16 protein-coding genes are annotated in these 20489 nt (G+C 43.9%); 13 read left to right on the top strand and 3 right to left on the bottom strand.

The features are described from left to right. Positions 1–2 precede the first annotated feature (2 nt). The 10 genes from ABJD64_RS13715 (at position 3) to ABJD64_RS13670 (ending at position 14695) form a co-directional block, all read left to right on the top strand. Positions 3–4763 carry a lamin tail domain-containing protein gene (locus ABJD64_RS13715; protein WP_348179465.1) on the top strand — a complete coding sequence of 1587 codons (4761 nt, stop codon included), beginning with the start codon at positions 3–5 and terminating at the stop codon, positions 4761–4763. 7 nt (positions 4764–4770) lie between these two features. Continuing rightward, the gene (locus tag ABJD64_RS13710; RefSeq protein WP_348179463.1) at positions 4771–6039 is read left to right on the top strand and encodes a T9SS type A sorting domain-containing protein; all 1269 of its coding nucleotides are present in this window, start codon (positions 4771–4773) and stop codon (positions 6037–6039) included. 53 nt (positions 6040–6092) lie between these two features. Continuing rightward, complete coding sequence (locus tag ABJD64_RS13705) at positions 6093–6539, top strand: hypothetical protein (protein ID WP_348179462.1); 447 nt, start codon at positions 6093–6095, stop codon at positions 6537–6539. A 32-nt stretch (positions 6540–6571) separates the two neighbouring features. Beyond that, a complete protein-coding gene (locus tag ABJD64_RS13700; RefSeq protein WP_348179461.1) occupies positions 6572–7843 on the top strand; it encodes a M14 family metallopeptidase in 1272 nt (423 codons plus the stop codon). Beyond that, the gene (locus ABJD64_RS13695) at positions 7836–9407 is read left to right on the top strand and encodes an amidohydrolase family protein (RefSeq protein ID WP_348195148.1); all 1572 of its coding nucleotides are present in this window, start codon (positions 7836–7838) and stop codon (positions 9405–9407) included. Before ABJD64_RS13700 ends, ABJD64_RS13695 begins: the two co-directional genes overlap by 8 nt. 29 nt (positions 9408–9436) lie before the next feature. Next, positions 9437–10738 (top strand): dicarboxylate/amino acid:cation symporter, encoded by a 1302-nt coding sequence (locus tag ABJD64_RS13690; RefSeq protein WP_348179459.1) that lies wholly within the window; start codon positions 9437–9439, stop codon positions 10736–10738. A 93-nt stretch (positions 10739–10831) separates the two neighbouring features. Beyond that, positions 10832–12349 carry an Asp/Glu/hydantoin racemase gene (locus ABJD64_RS13685; protein WP_348179458.1) on the top strand — a complete coding sequence of 506 codons (1518 nt, stop codon included), beginning with the start codon at positions 10832–10834 and terminating at the stop codon, positions 12347–12349. Further along, positions 12346–13269 (top strand): M23 family metallopeptidase, encoded by a 924-nt coding sequence (locus ABJD64_RS13680; protein ID WP_348179457.1) that lies wholly within the window; start codon positions 12346–12348, stop codon positions 13267–13269. The genes ABJD64_RS13685 and ABJD64_RS13680 overlap by 4 nt, the downstream gene beginning before the upstream one ends. A gap of 9 nt (positions 13270–13278) precedes the next feature. After that, on the top strand, positions 13279–14145 hold the full coding sequence (locus ABJD64_RS13675) for a hypothetical protein (protein ID WP_348179456.1): 867 nt from the start codon (positions 13279–13281) through the stop codon (positions 14143–14145). Continuing rightward, positions 14138–14695 (top strand): acyl-CoA thioesterase, encoded by a 558-nt coding sequence (locus ABJD64_RS13670; RefSeq protein ID WP_348179455.1) that lies wholly within the window; start codon positions 14138–14140, stop codon positions 14693–14695. The genes ABJD64_RS13675 and ABJD64_RS13670 overlap by 8 nt, the downstream gene beginning before the upstream one ends. A gap of 206 nt (positions 14696–14901) precedes the next feature. Here the strand turns inward: ABJD64_RS13670 and ABJD64_RS13665 are convergent, their stop codons facing one another. The 3 genes from ABJD64_RS13665 to ABJD64_RS13655 all read right to left on the bottom strand — a co-directional run bounded on the left by ABJD64_RS13665 (position 14902) and on the right by ABJD64_RS13655 (position 17984). After that, positions 14902–15660, bottom strand: coding sequence for a hypothetical protein (locus ABJD64_RS13665; protein WP_348179454.1), 759 nt, complete (start codon positions 15658–15660; stop codon positions 14902–14904). Next, on the bottom strand, positions 15657–16586 hold the full coding sequence (locus tag ABJD64_RS13660) for a hypothetical protein (protein ID WP_348179452.1): 930 nt from the start codon (positions 16584–16586) through the stop codon (positions 15657–15659). The genes ABJD64_RS13665 and ABJD64_RS13660 overlap by 4 nt, the downstream gene beginning before the upstream one ends. 96 nt (positions 16587–16682) lie before the next feature. Then, positions 16683–17984 carry a PAS domain-containing protein gene (locus tag ABJD64_RS13655; RefSeq protein ID WP_348179451.1) on the bottom strand — a complete coding sequence of 434 codons (1302 nt, stop codon included), beginning with the start codon at positions 17982–17984 and terminating at the stop codon, positions 16683–16685. Between the two features lie 257 nt (positions 17985–18241). Between ABJD64_RS13655 and ABJD64_RS13650 the strand changes: the two genes are divergently transcribed. The 3 genes from ABJD64_RS13650 to ABJD64_RS13640 are packed head-to-tail and all read left to right on the top strand — an operon-like array spanning position 18242 to position 20414. Further along, positions 18242–19084 carry a hypothetical protein gene (locus ABJD64_RS13650; RefSeq protein WP_348179449.1) on the top strand — a complete coding sequence of 281 codons (843 nt, stop codon included), beginning with the start codon at positions 18242–18244 and terminating at the stop codon, positions 19082–19084. An 18-nt stretch (positions 19085–19102) separates the two neighbouring features. Beyond that, positions 19103–19699, top strand: a complete 597-nt coding sequence (locus ABJD64_RS13645) for a hypothetical protein (protein WP_348179448.1) — start codon at positions 19103–19105, stop codon at positions 19697–19699. Positions 19700–19709: 10 nt separating this feature from the next. Beyond that, entirely contained in the window at positions 19710–20414 is a 705-nt protein-coding gene (locus ABJD64_RS13640) for an intradiol ring-cleavage dioxygenase (protein WP_348179447.1), read from the top strand. Positions 20415–20489 lie beyond the last annotated feature (75 nt).

Raw genomic sequence — 20489 nt, 5'->3', positions numbered from 1 at the left:
AAATGAATACATATATAAAATTTTTGTGTAGCGCTGTGGTACTAATGGTGATGAGCTTAGGAGTAGTAGCGCAAACCAGCGTTCAGTTTACGGCTGCATCCGCTACCAAAACGGAAGCGGGTACCAGTTACGATATCACCATTGCCATTACCAATGAAGATGCGGGTAATGCGACTACGGTAGAAGTGGCGTTGACGGCTGGCACGGCTGTGGACTTAGACAACTACACCACGCAGATGGTTACCTTTCCCGCAGCAAGTGCGGCAAACCAGACCGTGACGGTCACGATTACCGATGATGCCACCGTAGAAAGTGCGGAAACATTCACTTTTACCTTACAAAATGTAGCAGGAGGAAATGCAGCAGTAATCGGCGGACAGAGTACGACAGATTTAATCATCGTAGAAAATGACATCACATCTTCGGGTTTAATTATCAATGAAATCCATGCTGACCCGGCCAGTAGTACGCCTGGTGACGCGAATGGAGATGGAGTAAGAGATGCTGCTGACGACGAATTTATTGAGTTGGTAAATACAGGTTCTGGAGATTTAGATATCAGCGGATATGAAATATTCGATACCAATAGCAGTGTCTTGTCCAGGCATGTTTTTCCAGCAAGCACGGTAGTTCCGGCTGGAGGAGCCATTGTGGTCTTTGGTGGAGGTTCACCAACCGGGAGTTTCGGAAATAGTATCGTGCAGACGGCGTCTAGTGGTGGTGTCGGGACCACGAATTCAAGCGAAACTTTGATCGTACAAGATGCCTCCGATCGCACGATTATTTTCTATACTTATGGTAGTGAAGGTAATGATAATCAGTCCATTACCAGAGATGTGGATATTACCGGAAGTGATAATCCAATGACAAAACATAGTGTCGCCACCGGTGCTGGTGGAGCACTTTTTTCACCTGGTACGAAAATCGATGGATCTCTATTTATTGTTCCGGCGAGCACAGAGGTACAATTCTCTGGCGCTACGGCCAGCATCGACGAAAGTGGAGGGACTGTGGATTTGACTGTCTTAATTACCGGGGAGGACGCAAGCAACGCCACCACGGTTGAAGTAGCACTCACTGGAGGTTCCGGAACCAATGGATCTGATATCACGACCTATGCTACAACCACCCTCACTTTTCCCGCAGCTAGCAGCTCTTCTCAGACGGTAACATTGACCATTACAGATGATACTGATGTAGAAGGAAGTGAGGATTTGGTTTTTACACTTCAGAATCCAGGTGGAGGCAATTCAACTACCGTAGGGACTCAATCTACCCATACCTTGACAATTGTAGACAATGATTTTGCGGCTACAGATTTGGTAGTCAATGAATTTATGGCCTGGCCAGCTGGTTCTTCATCAAGTGAATCACAGTTTGATTCCAATGGAGATGGTACCTATGGCAGTAGTTCTGATGAATATATCGAGTTTGTCAACTCTGGCTCCGGAGATTTAGATATTTCGGGATGGAAAATCAATGATGGTATCGATCGTCATATTTTTCCAGCCAATACAATTATTCCTGCCGGCGGCGGACTTGTTGTGTTTGGTGGAGGTACGCCGAGCGGCACCTTTGGCAATAGTATTATACAAACCGCTACTGAGTCTTCTTCATTGGGACTGCTCAATAGTGGGGACGAATTATTTATCAAGGATGACAGCGACCAAACGAGACTTACATTTTCGTATGGCGCGTCCACACGTACCGTAGCTATGGTGCGAAACCCGGATATTACAGGTGATTTTGAAGCGCACCCGGCGATTTCTGCATATACGAAGGAAGATATGTCCAATGCTACGGCGTCTCCTGGACTAAAAATTGACGGAAGCTTGTTTATCGTACCTACGAGTACCGAAGTGAAGTTTTCCAGTGCGACTACCAGTGCCAATGAAGGAGATGGAACGGTCGACCTTACTGTATCGATTGTAGCAGAAGATGCCAGCAATGCAACTACGGTTGAGGTGGCATTGACAGGTGGGTCAGCTACCAATGGTACGGATATCACAACATATGCTACACAAACGCTTACTTTTCCAGCAGCGAGCAGCGCATCGCAAATGGTGACTCTGACCATTACCGATGATATGGACGTGGAAGGCAATGAAAACCTAATATTTACCTTGCAAAATGCAGCCGGTGGAACCAGTGCTGTGATCGGAGCACAGTCTACGCACACATTGACTATAGTAGATAACGATTTTGAAGGTACCGATTTGGTGGTCAATGAATACATGCCATGGCCAGCGGGGTCTACATCAGAAGCCACACAGTTTGATTCCAATGGCGATGGTACCTACGGTAGCAGTTCTGATGAATTCATCGAATTTGTTAACTCAGGATCGAGCGACATGGATATTTCAGGCTGGAAAATCAACGACGGCATCGACCGACATATTTTTCCTGCTAATTCAGTGGTGCCTGCAGGCGGAGCCATTGTTGTATTTGGAAGTGGAGGCGGAGCACCAACAGGCGCCTTTGGAAACAGTGTCGTTCAAACCGCTTCAGAATCAACTTCTCTTGGGTTGTTGAATAGTGGCGACGAGATTACCATCAAGGATGGTACTGACGCGACAAGACTAACGTTTTCTTACGATCAGGCGACCAGAGCAGTGGCATTCAGTAGAAGCCCGGATATCACAGGAGAATTTAGTGCCCATGCAGCAATTTCGGCGTATACCAATGAAGACGCGACCAACGCGGCTGCTTCACCGGGACTAAAAGTAGATGGTACCTTCTTCATCGAACAAACCACTACATTGGTTCAGTTTGAATCATCTTCTGTTACCGTCAACGAAGGTGATGGCAGCTTTGATATCAGCGTGGTGATTTCATTACCTGATGGATCCATAGCAACTACCGCGGATGTGGTGTTGACGTCGACTGACCCTGCAACAGCGGCTGATTTCAACGACTTTGCTACTCAATCAATCACTTTTGCGGCTGGAAGTTCCACTACACAAACTTTTACCGTGACGATCACAGACGATGCGGATATAGAAGGCCAGGAAACATTCACCTTCGAGTTGCAAAATGTAGCCGGAGGTAATAGTGCTGCCGCTGGAGCTACGGCAACTTTTACAGTCACTATGAACGACAACGATTTTCCTGCTTCGGATTTGGTGTTGAATGAATTTTTGCCGTATCCATCATCGACCAGTATTGCGGACGCTGCAGAGGTGGACGCCAACGGCGATGGCACCTTCGGTGGTACCAGTGATGAAATGATGGAATTTGTAAATAATGGCACGGTCGACATCGATATTGCAGGATGGAGGTTGTTTGTCAATGGAAGCAATAGACACTTTTTCCCTGCTGGCACAGTGATTGGGCCAGGATCCGCGTTGGTTGTTTTTGGCGGTGGAAGCCCTACAGGTGAGTTTGGTGGTGCTACGGTGCAGGTGGCATCAGAAGCTAAATCAGGATTAGGAATACTCAATTCAGGTACGACTATTTCCATCTTTGATGAAGCAGACGCAGAAATATTTTCTTATACCTATACCTCGACGGAAGTAGGAGTGTCCTATACCAGAAACCCAGATATCACTGGTGATTTTGTGTTGCACCCAACATTGAATGGCAGATGGATATCTCCCGGAACACAAGTGGATGGTACTCCATTTGTAGTGGATAATTCTACCAAGGTGAAATTTGCCACTTCATTGAGTGGTGCGGAAGAAGCGGATAGCACATTCGAAATAGAAGTGGCGATAGAAAACCCATCGAGCGATGCCGCTACCACGGCAAATGTGGTGTTGGCTACTGAAAATTTAAGTGGCGATTTAGAATATAGCACTCAGATGGTCACTTTTCCTGCCGGTAGCAGCGACAATCAAAAAGTGACTGTGACGGTCAAAAATGATGAAGAGCTCGAAGGAGATGAATTGTTCACCTTTGCGCTTCAGGATATCACAGGTGGGACAAAGGCCAAGTCAGGTAGTCCGTTCCAGTTCAATTTTATTATTCTGGACGACGACGTGCCTTTGGTATTCAACGAAATTCATGCCGATCCTGCGTCTAGTGATGCAGGCGATGCCAACAATGACGGAACCAGAGACGCCAGCGACGACGAATTTATCGAAGTGGTCAATAGGTCATCGGCTGATATTGATATGAGCGGATACTATTTTCAGGACGAAGCGCAAAAGCGTCACGTATTCCCAAGTGGTACGAGTCTTCAGCCTGGTCATGCCATTGTGGTATTTGGAGGCGGAGAGCCCAGAGGTATTTTGGGTGCCCAGGTGCAGGTGGCTTCGGAAGGAAGTGGAGTCGGATTGACGAACACAGGAGACGTGCTCAAAATCTTCAACGCATCAGATGAAATTCAAGCGGGAACCATTTATGGTTCAGACGCAGACGGAGATCAGTCGATCACGAGGTCACCCGATATCACAGGTGGGTTTTCACTTCACACACAGGCTGATGGGGCAGATAGCAGATTGTACTCTCCTGGTAGAAAAGTCAATGGAGGTGTTTTTATCAATATCGTCACAGACGTTTCAGGAGACATAGAGATTCAGGAGTTGAATGTCTACCCTAATCCGGTGTCACATCAACTCAATATCAGCATGAATGCGGTACAAGATCAGATGTCTTTCCAGATTATTTCACTCAATGGTGAGGTAGTTCGGTCTTACACCCTTTCAAATCATCAGCTCAATCAGCTTTCTCTAACGGATATTCGAGATGGTTTATATCTCTACGATATTCGAAATCAAGCCAATGAGCGCTTGAGTCAGGGAAAACTGTTGATACAGAAATAAAACGATTATGGCAAAGTATAAAATACAGTTAATAACTCTTTTGGTACTTAGTGTAGCTTTCTGGCCCTCATTGCAGGGTCAGGAAGTCATTAATGCCAATATTTCAGACCTCATTGGCACGGAGATTAACAATTTGCCAGGCGCATCGACCAATGTATATGCTTCTCCTGGTGGTAGCGATTTGACCGCCTGGGAGGGTATTATAGATCTTATCTTGGACAAAAATTTCTCTGAGGTAGCAAATAAAGCAACAGATGTTGGCTATACGCTAAGCCATGTGAAAGACAATACGGGTTCAGGAACTTTGGATCTGTACCTGTTGAGACGGACTTCAGGTAGCAATTATTGGGGGACTTATGTATTCAACAATGATCCGGACAGAGCTCAGTTGGTGATACAAAGTCCACATGCTATCAAGGATACCAATACAGGTCTTGAGGGTGTCTATGTCTTTCGACAAACCGGGGCGCGTGCTTTCTTTTTGACGGGAACTAATCGTTGCAACAGCTCGACCAAGACCAGTTGTTCGGGAACTACCTCGGTATGTGGATCAGGGTCTGAAAAATACCGGATTTCAGACGTTGCTCACAATGATAAATCAGCGTTTCAAATTGTAACAGAAAAGCTGAATGACGCTGAAAGCAACTATTTTATCCAGTTGCACGGATTTTCGAAGAAGAGCACCGATCCCTATGTGATCATGAGCCTTGGTGCTCGTGGAGTGAATGGCACGAACAAGTTGCCAGACATTCAGCAGGCCTTATTTGAACAAGATGCTGTACTGACCTTTCAGAGTTCGACCAATACGAGTTGGACGAGATTGTTGGGATTTACCAACACCCAGGGGAGGTATATCAATCAAAGTTCGAATCCATGTAGTAACGATGCTGCCATTGCCAACGGGCGTTTCATACACCTGGAGCAAGAATTGTCACGTTTGCGATCCGGTACTACCCAATGGTCCAAAATGGCTGAAGCCCTGGCGGCAGCTTTTCCCAGTCAGAAGACTGTGACGGCTGTTGGAGATCAGGGGTTTCATGAATTAGCCATCCATTTATTTCCTAATCCAGTGAACCATCAGCTGACGGTTCACAACGAATTGGGCAACAATTTGAAACTCAAGATGATGACCCTGGATGGTCGGACCGTGCTCTCCCAAGTCATAGTCTTGGGCACAGCAATAACTAGAGTGGATTATTTAGATCGAGGGGTATATCTCTATCAAATTTCTGATCATTCGAAATTGGTAAAATCAGGCAAGCTGATTAAACACTAGTACAGAGCAATGCTGTCCAAATGTCACAATCAAAAAATTTAAAATCTAGAAAAATGAAAATTTCAATATTAAAATACACACTGTTTATGCTCATCTTGGGTTTAGTAGCCTGTGATGAAGAAGCCAATGTACCAGAGGACGAAAGTCAGGCCAAGGCCCTGGCCGGGCCCTGGTCTATGGGAAGCAATTCACAAGTGCTCCGCGATGGAACAGATATTACTTCTCAGTACGGAGATTTCTCCATTGTTTTTACTGAGCAATTTGGCTATTTCGTATCAGGAGATCCAAACAATCTACTTCAGCCGGAGGGTACCTGGGCCTATGCTGAAGGTAGCTTTACTTCCATCTTGCTCAACGGAGACGAAAGACCTATCAACGTGGTGCATAGTGATGACGGGAGCGCACTTACGATCACCTTTAGCAACGATACGAATGTGCCTATAGGAGCCCGCACAGCTGGAATATCGGGCAGCTACACCTTCGTCCTGAAAAAAGGCTAAACCCCTGATTAGAAACTAAAAAGATATTTCAAATGAATTCATATAGAAATTCAAAATATCAAGCAACAACAAATATTGTTCTTTGTATGGTATTGATTGTGATGCTTGCGAGTTGCGAGTTTTCCGGTAGGGGACTGAAAACACATGACTTTCCAAAGCCGGTCGATACTCATACAAAGGCGATAGAGCGTCAGGAGAAAAGAAGCTATCATACCGAGGCAGGTCTTACCGCCGACAATCAATTTGATGCGGCCAGGTTGAACAACTTTGTCCAAATCAACGATTCTTCTTTTTTAGCAGAGATAAGACCCGAAAACCAACCGGTCAACAACAGTGCCTGGTACGCCTTCAAGTTGTGGGCTGAGGATTCGGCCACCAGATACATTACCCTCAAATATGATGGCGGCAAACATCGATATCACCCAAAACTCAGTGATGATGGAGAGAACTGGTTACGTCTGAATGACGATGCCCTGATATACGACTCGGATAGTATCAATGTCACCTTACAGGTTGAGATAGGACCAGACACCCTTTGGATAGCCGGTCAGGAAATTCAGGATACCGAAAGAGTCCATCAATGGTGGGAAGGGCTCAACGGCCAGTCTTTCGTGACTATTGATACCATTGGTCGATCGGCATTGGGTAGAAAAATGCTATTTGTAGAATTGTCAAATGGGGAACAAAAAGACAACGATGTCATCGTGATACTGAGTCGGCAGCATCCGCCGGAAGTAACAGGCTTTTTGGCCATGAAGGCATTTGTGGAGTCCTTAATCCGCGCGAAGAAGCTGGAAGCTTTTCTTGAAAACCATACCGTACTGATCTATCCTATGATCAACCCTGACGGGGTGGATATGGGGCATTGGAGGCACAACAGTGGAGGAGTAGATCTGAATCGAGATTGGGCGTATTACCGTCAACCAGAAACAAAATTAGTCGCTACGCACCTTGTTGACTGGGTCAACGAACTGCAAGCCAATGTCTTGCTAGGCCTTGATTTTCATTCGACCTACAAAGATGTCTTCTATACGCTGGATGAAAACGAAATTCAGACTAAAACTATACCCTGGTTTAGAAATCAATGGTTTGCTGCGCTTGAAAGCAAAATCGAGAATTATCTAACCAATGAAAAGCCGGCAGGTCTGAGGACCCCAGTCACCAAGGGTTGGTTCTATTCACAATTTGGAGCAGAAGGGATTACGTACGAAATCGGCGATGATACGCCGCGAGAGGATATCAAACGAATCGGTAAAATCTCTGCTGAACAAATGATTGACATTTTGATGAAAGGAAATGAGTAGTTCAAAAATTGCCAGTTGCCTTTTGGCAATTATCTGGTTGATGATTGCAAGTTGCGGCGCAAAGTTAGAAACCATCCAGGCAGACGTTTGGATTCAAAATGGCAAAATTATTGATGGAACCGGTGCGCCGTTGTTTCAGGGGTCGGTAGCCATTAAAGGGGACCAAATCGTCTTCGTAGGCCAATCAGATACGGTCAATATAATCGCTAATACGGCCATCGATGCACAAGGCCTTATCGTTTCTCCGGGCTTTATCGATCCGCATACCCATAGTTTGGGCGATTTAAAAAGCAAATCGAGAAACAGCAATATCAACTATTTGACTCAAGGTGTGACTACCGTCTTCGTAGGAAATGACGGTGAAGGCCCTTCGGATATTGAAGGTGCGACCAAATTGCTGGAAGCCAACAAGATCGGGACGAATGTCGCCTTTTTTGTAGGACACGGCACGGTCAGAGAGCAGGTGATGAGCTTGAGCGATGCCAAGCCAGATGCAGATCAGTTGGATCAAATGCGTGCTTTGATTAAAAATGCCATGGTCCAGGGTGCCTATGGCCTGTCTACAGGACTCTATTACTCTCCAGGCAGTTTTGCACAGACCGAAGAGGTGATCGAATTGTCCAAAGAAATAGCGCCATTTGGAGGTGTATACGACAGCCATATTAGGGATGAAAGCAGCTATAACATTGGCCTTATCGAGTCTGTCAAAGAGACCTTGCTCATCGGAAAAATGGCAAACGTGCCTGTACATTTTGCACATATCAAAGCCCTGGGCGCAGATGTATGGAAAAAAAGTGATGAAGTGATCAAAATGATCGAAACAGCTCAGTCAAATGGCCAAAAGGTCACTGCTGACCAGTACCCATGGCGGTTTTCGGGAACTCATCTCGAAAATGCCCTCATCAATCGGTGGGTGATGGCAGGCAGTAAGGAGGCGTATCTCATGCGACTCTCAGATGATCGATTGCTTGACAAAATCAGGGCAGAGGTTAAAGAAAATATTCGGAAGCGAGGAGGAGCGCAGTCCTTGCTGGTCACGGCGGATTGTAAAGATGAAACCATGCTAGGGAAAAACCTTCAGGAAATCAGTGAACAATTGAATTTGAGTCCCGTTGAAGCGGCTCTCCATATAGCTAGAAATAGCGGTGCCAGAGTGGCCTCTTTCAATATGGATAGCTATGATGTCGAAAATTTTATGCGTCAGCCGTGGGTGATGACCTGCTCTGATGGGACGAAGGGACATCCACGAAAATATGCCAGCTTTCCCAAAAAATACGAGTCTTATGTGTTGGGTAAAAATGTACTTGACGTGGAGACATTTGTACACCGAAGTTCAGGACTTGTGGCTGCTACTTTTGGTTTGGATCAAAGAGGTATCCTGAAGAATGGATACTTCGCTGATATCATCATTTGGGCACCAGATCAATTGAAACCAAAAGCCAATATCTCCAACCCGGAAGAACTATCCGAAGGCATACAGTATGCATTTGTCAATGGACAAATAGTCATCAATGGTCAATTTAATGGCAGTAAAGTCGGTAAAGTACTATTAAAAAACAGGTAATAGACCTGCTCAATCAACAAGCCAATCACGTGAATCAAACAAAGAAAAAAATACCGACTTATTTAAAAATCCTAATAGGCATTCTGGCGGGACTGTTGTTCGGACTGGTTGTGGTCATATTTCAATGGCCCCCTGAACTGGTTATTGACTATATCAAACCTTTTGGAACCCTATTTGTCAATGCACTCAAAATGATTGCCGTTCCACTCGTGCTTTCCTCCCTAATTGTTGGGGTTTCCAACCTGGGAGACATTTCTAAATTATCACGGATGGGAGGTAAGACCATTGCCATATACATAATGACTACGGTTTTGGCCACAAGTATTGGTCTGGTGGCGGTCAATGCGCTCAAGCCGGGAGAAAAGCTACCCAGAGAAACAAGAGATAATTTGATGTCGCTGTATTCCACCACAGTGCAATCCAAGTCTCAAAGTGCCTCACAAATTAAAGATCGTGGGCCACTCGAGCCGATGGTGAAGTTGGTGCCCAGCAATATTGTTGCGGCCGCATCAGACAACAAAATGATGCTTCAGGTTGTGGTTTTTGCCATCATTGCTGGTATTGCGCTGCTAGATATCCCCAAAAAGAAAGGCTTGACTGTGGTCAATTTTTTTGATGGAATGAATGAAGTTATTATTCGCGTGGTCCATTACATCATGAAGGTGGCACCGTATTGTGTCTTTGCACTCATCGCCTCACTGATTGTAGAAATAGGAGGGGCTGATTCTGCCAAAGCTTTTGATTTGCTATATGCCTTGCTTTGGTATGCCGGTACCGTACTGGTCGGGCTTGGGCTGATGATGTTTGTCGTTTACCCAGGGGCATTTACATTCTTGACCAAAACTAAATACATGGAATTTTTCAAAGGTATTCGACCAGCCCAATTGCTGGCTTTTAGTACCAGTTCGAGTTCGGCGACCTTGCCGGTGACCATGGATTGCGCCGAGCAAAAACTGAACGTTCAACCCGAAGTGGCCAGCTTTGTTTTGCCACTAGGAGCAACGATCAATATGGATGGGACCAGTCTGTATCAAAGCGTGGCAGCCGTATTTATTGCGCAGGCGCTGGGATTAGAATTGTCCATCTCGAGCCAATTGATGATTGTGCTGACAGCCACATTGGCGTCCATAGGTTCGGCGGGTGTGCCAGGAGCAGGTATGGTGATGTTGGTCATTGTGCTGGAGTCTATTGGTATCCCAACAGCAGGAATTGCCCTGGTCGTCGCCCCGGACAGAATATTGGATATGTGCAGAACTGCTGTCAATGTGACTGGAGATGCTACTGTGGCCATCTTGGTAGGACACAGTGAATCTACAAGTAAGAGCATTTGAAATAAAGAGAAACACTGTAACCCAAAACAGGCCAACACTTAAACCTCATATCGAGGTTTGGTGTTGCCGTCTGAATCGTAAACTTGAAATCATATGAAGAAGCTAACACACTTTTATTGGATAGGCATATGGCTATTTGTTTCATGTCAAACGCCAGAAACACAAGATTCCACAACGAGTATTTTGGAGGACATATTGGAAAATAAAGATAGCTTTTACTATCTCGATTTTGAGCAGTATCCAAAGGAGAAAAAGGCCTTACCCATCGGTGTTTTTGATTCGGGTACGGGCGGACTAACAGTCCTCAAGGCGATTGTCAATTTTGACGAAAACAATAATGATGATAGATCTGAGGGTGCGGATAATTTACTTGATTTTAAGCAGGAGTCTTTTGTCTATCTGGGTGATCAGGCCAATATGCCTTACGGGAATTACTCAAAAGAAAACAAAGTAGATCTCTTGAAGGAGCATATCATCAAGGATGCACAATTCTTATTAAGCAATAAGTATTATGCCTCCAATAAGGATCAGTCTTACAAGCAAGATAAGCAACCCGTCAAGGCCATTGTAGTGGCCTGTAACACAGCTACAGCCTACGGCAAGGACTATATTGAAGGCTTTTTGGCTAGCGCTAATACGGATATCAAAGTTATAGGTGTCATCGATGCGGGTGTAAAAGGCGCACTTGAAAGTATGGAGAAGGATGAAGATGGTATCATAGGTATTTTGGCCACGGCTGGCACGGTGGCATCCAAAGGCTATAGTCGAACCATAGAGGTATTCAAAAAGAAAATGGGTTATACCGGTCAAATCGAGACCTTTCAGCAAGGTGGTGTGGGCATAGCAGAAGCTGTTGATGAAGATACCGATTATTTTATCAAGGGACTTAGCAAGCCACGATCGACCTATAAAGGACCTGCCTTAGCTGGAGATTTATTGATTGATAAGACCTTGTTGGATATTTACAACTTTGATTTTGATCAGGGCAAGATGTTGTGTGATGCGACCAATCCAGACGATTGCTCTATCATGCAAATCAACGATAGCGAAAACTATGTACGCTTTCATCTGGTAACACTGATGGAACAAATAAGAAAATCAAATACCGATAATGTATTGAAATCCATCATCTTGGGTTGTACTCACTACCCATATTTAACCAAAGAAATTGATAAGGTTCTTGGTGAACTCTACAATTATCAAACCGCAGATGGCGTGTACCTCTATAGAAAAAACATGAAGGAAAACGTCTTGCTGATCGACCCAGCCGTCAACACGGCCAGAGAGCTATATGCCCATTTGAAACGGTCAAACTCATTTAGCCCGGATGGCGATATCAACAAAAGTGAGTTTTATATCAGTGTACCCAATAATGGAAATAGCCTGATCAAAACCGATCAGAATGGCAACTTCACATATGATTATAAATATGGGCGAGAGGCCCATCAGATTCAGGAATACGTAAAAGTAGTGCCATTTAGTAGAAAGAATATCTCATCGGACATCTTGAATCGATTTCAAAAACAGATTCCTTATGTATTTGAGTTGATGCAAAAATTTAATGCTGAGAATACAAAAACTTCCGATTTACCAATAGAAAGCAGAATATGATGAGAAAATATAGTTTTTTAGTTTGGTTGAGCTTGTTGTCGGCATTGATCCTGCAGGCAAATTGCAGTAGTGAATCCAAAGAAGATGATCCGACGCCGTCAGAAGACCCGAATCCGATAGAGAGAGAAGTAGGCGTATGGCCTATGAGCGGTACGTCCGATCCCGATGAATTGGCGTCGACTTACGGACCAAGAATACTATCTGGAAATTACGATTTCCACCGTGGGTTTGATGTGCGCGCTCCAACGGGTACTCCCGTTCATGCCATATTAGCCGGTACGGTAGTTCGAGTCGAAGAAGGAGTCGCAGGCACCAGTTTAGAACGTTTCGGCAAATTTATCGTGATCGCTCATCCGGGAGTCACTGGTGCAGCCCAGCGACAGACGGTTTACCTTCATCTGGACTCCTTTGGTGTTAGTGAGGGAGACCAGGTAGCCATGGGCGAAGAGATAGGCAAGTCAGGCAAGAGTGGCGTGGGTATCAATACCGAACACCTGCATTTCGAATACCACATCGGTGTAAATGACGGTAAACAAAGCCGTCTAAATACAAGAAGCCCGATGCGCATATTGCCTTACGCCAAACAAGAGTATACTCTCACAGCAGCCAAGAGTGATCAAACTTTGACAGTGCAAATCACCGAAGACGATGCGTCCACAGATTTGGTGGCTTTTAAGTTTGTTCCCAAAGGTTTTAGTGAAAAAGTCATCGACTTTGAGACCAGAACCGGGATCGATCCGGCCAACGAAGACACCAACCCCTTTGGAGGCGTAACCATTACGCCAGGAACATTTGTTCCTTCATCTGAATCCTATGAATTACAATTCGAATTGAGTGGGGCATGGGAGACGCTCAGCGAATTGTCACTCGAGTTGAAAGATGTGCAAGACAGTACACAAACATTCACCTTTAATTTTTAGACCCAAACCATGATGAATCGGGCATTGGTCCTTTCTGAGCGGATCTTTGACGGAACCGCTGAGCTAAGAGACAACAAAAACACGCATCGCTATGTCAGTTCTTTTCTTGTACTGACCTTTATTGTATGCCTATTCCTTGGACAAATGATCAAGTGGGGTTGGATACCAGCCAGTCATTTGAGTAGTGAGTTTTCAAATCCATTCTTTGCTATTGAGTTTTCTTTTACCCTGCTGCTGTTGCTGGAAATTCTAAGCCTGATTTTTGTCCTGCCAGGCTCGGTAGCCAAAGCGGTCGGTAAGCAATTTGAGTTGCTCTCTCTGATATTTATTCGATCTGGTATCAAAGAGTTTAGTCATATCAAAAACACATTTGAGACCAAGCCACTTTCAGAAGAATTGTATGCCATGTTTGCCTACGCGTTTGGAGCATTGCTGATCTTCGTGATTATGGGCTTCACCTATCGGGTGCAAAAGCATATCAAACTGACAAATATCGAAGATGATCAAACGCAATTCGTACGATCCAAAAAGCTACTTGCGATCATTTTATTGGCTATTTTTATGTCCGTTGGCATCTATGATATCAAGAATTTGATACATACCGGGACCTACCTAAAATCCTTTAATGTATTCTATAACTTTCTGATTTTTAGCGATATCATTATTGTCTTGATTGCGCTGAGATATACGCTTAATTACTATAGGATATTTCGTTATTCCGCCTTTGTGCTGGCGACAATATTGATTAGAATATCTCTGTCGGCAGGTATGTACTACAACGTACTTATTGGCGTGATATCGGCCATGTTTATTTTGCTATTGACATTGGCCTATAATTATTTTTTGAAAGAACTAAAACCAACACTAGATGGCTGATGTAAAAAGCAAATCTGTCTCTCAATCCCAGGTCACATTGACCGAACTGATGATTCCATCCTATGCCAATTTTGGAGGAAAAATTCATGGTGGGATCATATTGTCGCTGATGGATAAAGTGGCCTACGCTTGTGCGAGCAAGCATGCCGGCACCTATTGCGTAACGGTATCCGTGGATGGTGTTGATTTTCACAGTCCCACAGAAGTAGGAGAGCTTGTTTCTCTTCATGCGTCTGTCAACTACGTTGGACGAACCTCATTGGTAGTAGGCATCAAGGTGCAGTCTGAAAATGTCAAAACCGGAGAAATCAAACATACCAATAGTAGCTTTTTTACCATGGTGGCCAAAGGAGATGATGACCAACCGGTAGAGGTGCCAAGACTCATCCTGGAAAGCATTGATGACGTGCGTCGATTCGTCAATGTGGTCAAAAGAAGAAACCTCAAAGGCAAGTTTAGCGAACAGGTAGAAATCTCAAGAGAAAATTTTGCTTTCAACGAGGACCTGAATTTACTTAAGGAGCAACGGTGTGAGGTATTGCTGAGTTAGCTTGAGCTCGATGCGCTATGAAAACAAAAAACTTACCACTTCACATTAAGCTCTTTTTTCAACTTTATGTAGTTGAAAAAAGGCCAAGCGTCTTCATTGATGAGATGCTCACGCTTTTCACTCCGCTAAGGCTTCTTGCAAGCCCCTAAATGACCGGGTCGCAAGATGATCCTTTACAACATGGTAAATGCTATGCTTTTTTGTTTTTACTTCAAAAAGAAGGGATACCCTTTTACCGATACTCTTTTCGATCGGCCTCTCTTGGTCCTGACAGAGATCTCATCAGTGGCTTCTACTTCCACAGATGTTCGCTCTACTTCATCCTGGTTATTGGTGAGGTACTTATAGGTCAGATCGGTTTCTTTAAATATCAATTGTGTATGAAACACCTGGTTCACTTTGATCGGAGGAATCTTAGAACCCTGCGTTTCAGACAATCCATTTTTGTAGTCTATGACCTCAAATTTGATTTGACCTATCCGGTTACCTTCTGATGTATATCGACAGGAAATATGAAAGGCCAAAGACTTATCATTCATCAGGTTTAGACCAATCGTATTTCTATCCTTTACTTGATACTTGCCAAATAGGTCGCAACCGCTATTTTCAGCCTGGAAGTACATGTTAGGGCCAGAGGCATCATCACCATTCGTATAAACTTTGTAGCAGACCTTTTCGGTTTGTGGGTTAAATATCAAATAAGCGGATTGAACAGTGTCTTTGCTTGGCACAGAGGAGTAAATGGGGATGCTGATATCATCGTATATGGTATCACTATCTATGACCTGATAAAGCACCTTACTCGATCGGTAGGTAGACATCAGGTACACCTCCGATATTTTACTGTCTACAGTCAGGGTGGGGTCTTCGGTAAATTCAAGCTCGGCATATGTTGTTTTATCATACATACGATAGGAGCAGGAGGCTAGGGTCGCCAGGGCCGCTATGGCTAAAATCCTTCTCAAAACAAGTGACGGTTAGTGTAGAGTATACCGTATAAGAAGTGAGGTTTGAGCATCGACGGATGATAGGCATAGTTACCTTTTTTGTGAATCATATGCTGAATGTCGTACTGGTCCTTGTAGGTAACAGATACCCCAAAACCACCTTTTTCTATTACTTCAAGTCTCCAGGCACCTGTATTAAAGGTGTTTTGCATTTCGTCCTTGTAGCTTACATAATCTAAACCCAGCAAAGTGGAAAGCTCGTAGGCATCCCTGGAATAGCCAGTGAACTTGTCGAATCCGAGATTAAAACGAATATCTGAAGTGACATACCCGTAGTAGAAATGCGCTCCGCCGGTCCAGTAGCGATCATAGCCATCCCCCAGACCTATACCGTTGAAAATGGGTCCGTCATTGTAGTAGAGTAGCTGGAATTCATAAACCGAACCAGCCATGAATCCAATATATTGAAATTTGTCTTTCCTGTTTGGGTTGTAGATGAGGTTGGTGCCCATGGAAAGAGAATAACGAAAGGGGTTCAGAAGAGGGTTAGCCGTAAGCGTATTAAAGGTAATCAGCTCTTTCCATTCCTTATCATGTTTATATCCACCCGTCAATGTGAAGTTATTCACCAGGTCAAATTGCAACTTATTTCTTTCAAACCATGAGATAGAACTTCCCAGGCCTCCTTTATATACTGTAGCCGAGAGTTGATACGAAGGCATCAGATAGTCGCCTATTTTTCTCGACAATCCAAAAGAAACACTCATTCTGAAATCAGCTCTTTTATCGTATTTGGGATTGAAATTGGCCTGTAGTCTGAGCCCCAGACCCCATTGAATTTCGTTGTCGTCAAACAGTGTGTATGCCGAATCCTGACCGTAAGCGGTAGCCACCTGCAGCCAGAGGCAGCTTGAGATAATCAGGATTTTACAGGTTTGGTTCAATTTAGCAAGGTTAGTTACCCTGTTAAATTAATCATTTCTTATAGGAAAATCAGAAAATTAATCTGATTCTTATTTTATACACAAGTGCTACTGATCCTAATTGTCGCCCCGGGAGTTACCATTACCGGTCTTTTTAACTTTCCTGTAATCTGCCTCACTCACGGATACAATATCACGAATGATCTTATCTACTTTGCCTGACAGGTTTTTGAAATGGGAGAGATAACCTTCTTCTAAATGGCCATTGTTGCTGTTGTTAGCCTTTTTTTCCTGCGTCATTACATCAATCAACCCCAGCATGGAAGTCACTGGACCTCGCAGCTCATGCGCATGCACAAAAGCTATTTTTTTCAATCGGTCATTTTGCTGCTCCAGATCGATCTCATATTCCTTACTTCGAGTAATATCTTTTACCGAAAAGGCTACACCACTCAGATGCTTACCATCTTCCTTCATGGGGTGAAATTCAATCTCGTACCAGCGCGTCTTGTTTTTGGTATTTACCAGGCAGTATTCTTCTTTGGTACTTTTACCGGACAAAACCAGCTGCAAACTTTTTAGAAAGTTAGTTCTTAGGTGAGCCGGGATATATTGGATGATTGGAGTGCCCTCCTTTATCGTTTGGTTTTGTACGAATCTGATGTTTCGAACTGCTTTTTTATTGAGTGAGATGATTTTAAAATCCCGATCCACGACAATGATTGCCAATGAACTACTATCCTGAATGGCCTGAAGCAAATCTTGTGTCTTTCTGAGGTTCTTATTTTCTCTTTTGAGAAGCAACTGCTGTTTATTGATCCGTGAAAAAGCAGGCCTGAATATATATTTGATTTCAAACAGCAATACCATTAATGTCACCAAAGCAAGTACAATTTCCACAATCATGGTATCTGATAACTTACTTTGCGAATGTGCTTCGCACTTATTCACAACCTGTTCCATTGCTGAACTAAATTGCTGGGCACTTGCTTCCAATTCGACTACATCACCTAGCTTTGATTTTCCGGTAGCTCGATCATATATTTTGAATTGGTATGGGTTGGCTTCCTTGAAGAGGTTCACCACTTCCTCGCCATCCAGCTTGTCTATTCCAAGCGCCTTATTGCCATTTTGCAGTGCCTGATGTACCATATTCCATTCTTCAGTCAATCCTCGGAGTTCATGATTGTCAGTTACGGCCTCCGGCTCATTGATCATCAGATCCACGATCTGATGACAAAGCAATCTTTGCCTGCTCGCCATACTTATGGTTTTGGCATCGTAGCGCTGTTGGTCTAGAATATATTGGATGAGCAATTGATTGAAGAAAATCAAACCGATGACGGTTGCAACCGCCAGTCGGTAGAGTTTTTTCTCCGGGGAAAAAAGATCTATTTTCTTTCTTTCAAAAATTTTCATTTTTAGGAGTAGCTGATTTCCCTATCATTAAACAGTTTAAGCGAATTCAAGGTTCAAAAAATGTCTGAAATCCGATACTTAGTCGTTTATTGACTTATTTATTTCCTTTCTGACACCGAATGCCTACCGACTTTACTTCTTACTCTGCTTGCTCGTCAGCTGCCAAAAGAAAACAATTCCTTCTAAAGGTAGGGTAAATCACGGCAGATCAGTAGTTATTTTCGATTAATCGCAAAACTGCCCTAAAGATAGAATTCATGAAAAATGTATTGTTACAGTTAATAGTATTGCTGACCACAATGATGAGTTGCAAGGACAATACTGTCAACCCTTCATCAGCGGCTGTAGAGCCAGGTACTGATCCAAATTTCCAAATCGTTGCCAATAAAGATGTCGGTCTTACTACCTTCAATCGAAAAGTCGTTGTGTTTGATATCGATATTTATGCTGTGGATGGAGTTGCTGATGTCAACCTGCTTCATGCAGCTAATCTTCTGGCGCAATACCTGGACAATAACGAAGATGGAACAGTCGATGATCAAAAGGTATGGGACGCCATGAAAAACAACCGGGCCTTTTTGGTGATGTGGAAAAATGAATCTGACCTTAATATGGTTTTACCAACAGGAAGAGAAGGTCAGGATTTAGGTAATGATGAGACGCATCCGGAATGGCATACTTCAAAAACTGGTTCATTTGATGCTGCACTTGAAGAGGTGTTGCATTTAGTCACACATGTGGGATATGCGAGGGCCTATCCAGAAGTCTTCGGCGAAATGGCCGGAACTACTCTGACCAATGCCATGGACAAGGCCAGGGGAGGAAGATTCAATTCCATTCCCAATACCTATCCTGCCGGAGCCTGGTATACTTATGATGACCAAACTTGCAATTACGATTGTATGGCTACTGAATACATGTATTGGGCCATGACCTCTCTCCTTGGTGCTCAAGCCAACCGATTAAACGAAATCAAAGGAGAATGGACCCTTAATACTCCGGCAAAATTGGAATCCGAAGACCCTGACGTGTATGCATTGCTTACTGACAACGATTATAAACTACCCACTGTACTACCCGATGGTACTTATAAGAGATAATTAATTGAACAAACACTAATGAAACGTATAAAACAAACCATCATTCTAGCCCTTATTCTATGGACAGGTATTTCCTGTAAGGATAATGATGATTCGGCTTCCATTTCAATTGTCCCGTTTTCGATAGTGGATGATGCAACCATTTCCCTCAATGGGATAATTAATAGCAATACCCTTATCGCATTCAATGAAATCATTCAACGAAACCCAAATACAAAACTCTTGATATTTAAAGAAGCACCTGGGTCAGAGGATGATGAGACCAACTTAAAAGTAGGACGACGCCTTCATGAATTGGGACTCAATACAGAAGTGGAAAACAATGGCTATATCGCATCCGGAGCAGTTGACTTGTTTTTAGCAGGAGCCAAACGAACGCTTGGCACAAACACAAGGGTAGGGGTTCACTCCTGGGCAGAAGGTAGCAAGCAGGCCACAGACTTTCCAAGAGATGCCGATGAGCATCAATTCTTTATTAAGTACTACACTGATATTGGAATAGCTCAGCAACTGGCAGAAGATTTTTATTTTTTTACTATCGATGCTGCACCTGCTGCAGATGTGCATTGGATGACTGCTCAGGAGCTCCTGACGTATCAAATTGAAGCAAAATAAACAGGCAATCATGAAAATAGACAAAACAATCTCAAGAAAAGGCTTTTTAAGGAAAATGGGTGTAGGAGCAGTAAGCTCTACTGCATTACTATCGGGTTTGACTTCATGTAGCGATGATGGTGACCCAGCTCCAGAAGTGGAATCATGTGTCACCTCTCCAGGTGAAACGGCAGGACCATTTCCCATCAAGTCGCCTGCGGATTTTGTGAACGAAAATATCGTAGGGGATCGGGTCGGGGTGGCACTCAGGATCAATTTTAAGATTGAAAACATAAGTAATAATTGCGCAGCGCTAGCAGGTGTTTTTGTAGATGTCTGGCAATGTGATTCAAAGGGAAACTATTCTGAGTACAACGAACAACTCGATGGTGATTTTACCAGCAAGCACTTTCTCAGAGGCCGACAGGTTACTGACGACAAAGGCATGGTTTCTTTTACCAGCGTTTATCCAGGGTGGTATCCTGGTAGGGCACCACATCTTCACGTCGAAATACTTAATAGTAGCGGCGCCTCATTGCTGGTGACACAGACAGCATTTCCTGAGGATATTTCCAAGGCCGTATATGCCACTCAGCATTATAAAGGGATTTTTGATACGAGTAATAATAGCGATGGAGAATTTCAGGATAGCCTCAATCAAAATCTGGCAGAATCGGTCACGGGAGATATTGCCAACGGATATGTTCTCAATGAAACTATAAGAGTGAAGGTTTAGATTGACATTGGACGTCCTGCCGGCTGGTCTGCAGATACCGTCTGTGTAGGATGTGCCTTCACTTCACGTATTGAA

It is taken from the genome of Reichenbachiella sp. (genome assembly GCF_039944555.1).
Classification (GTDB): domain Bacteria; phylum Bacteroidota; class Bacteroidia; order Cytophagales; family Cyclobacteriaceae; genus Reichenbachiella.
The sequence above is the reverse complement of the archived record's forward strand: the minus strand, read 5'-3'. Positions and strand labels throughout refer to the sequence as shown.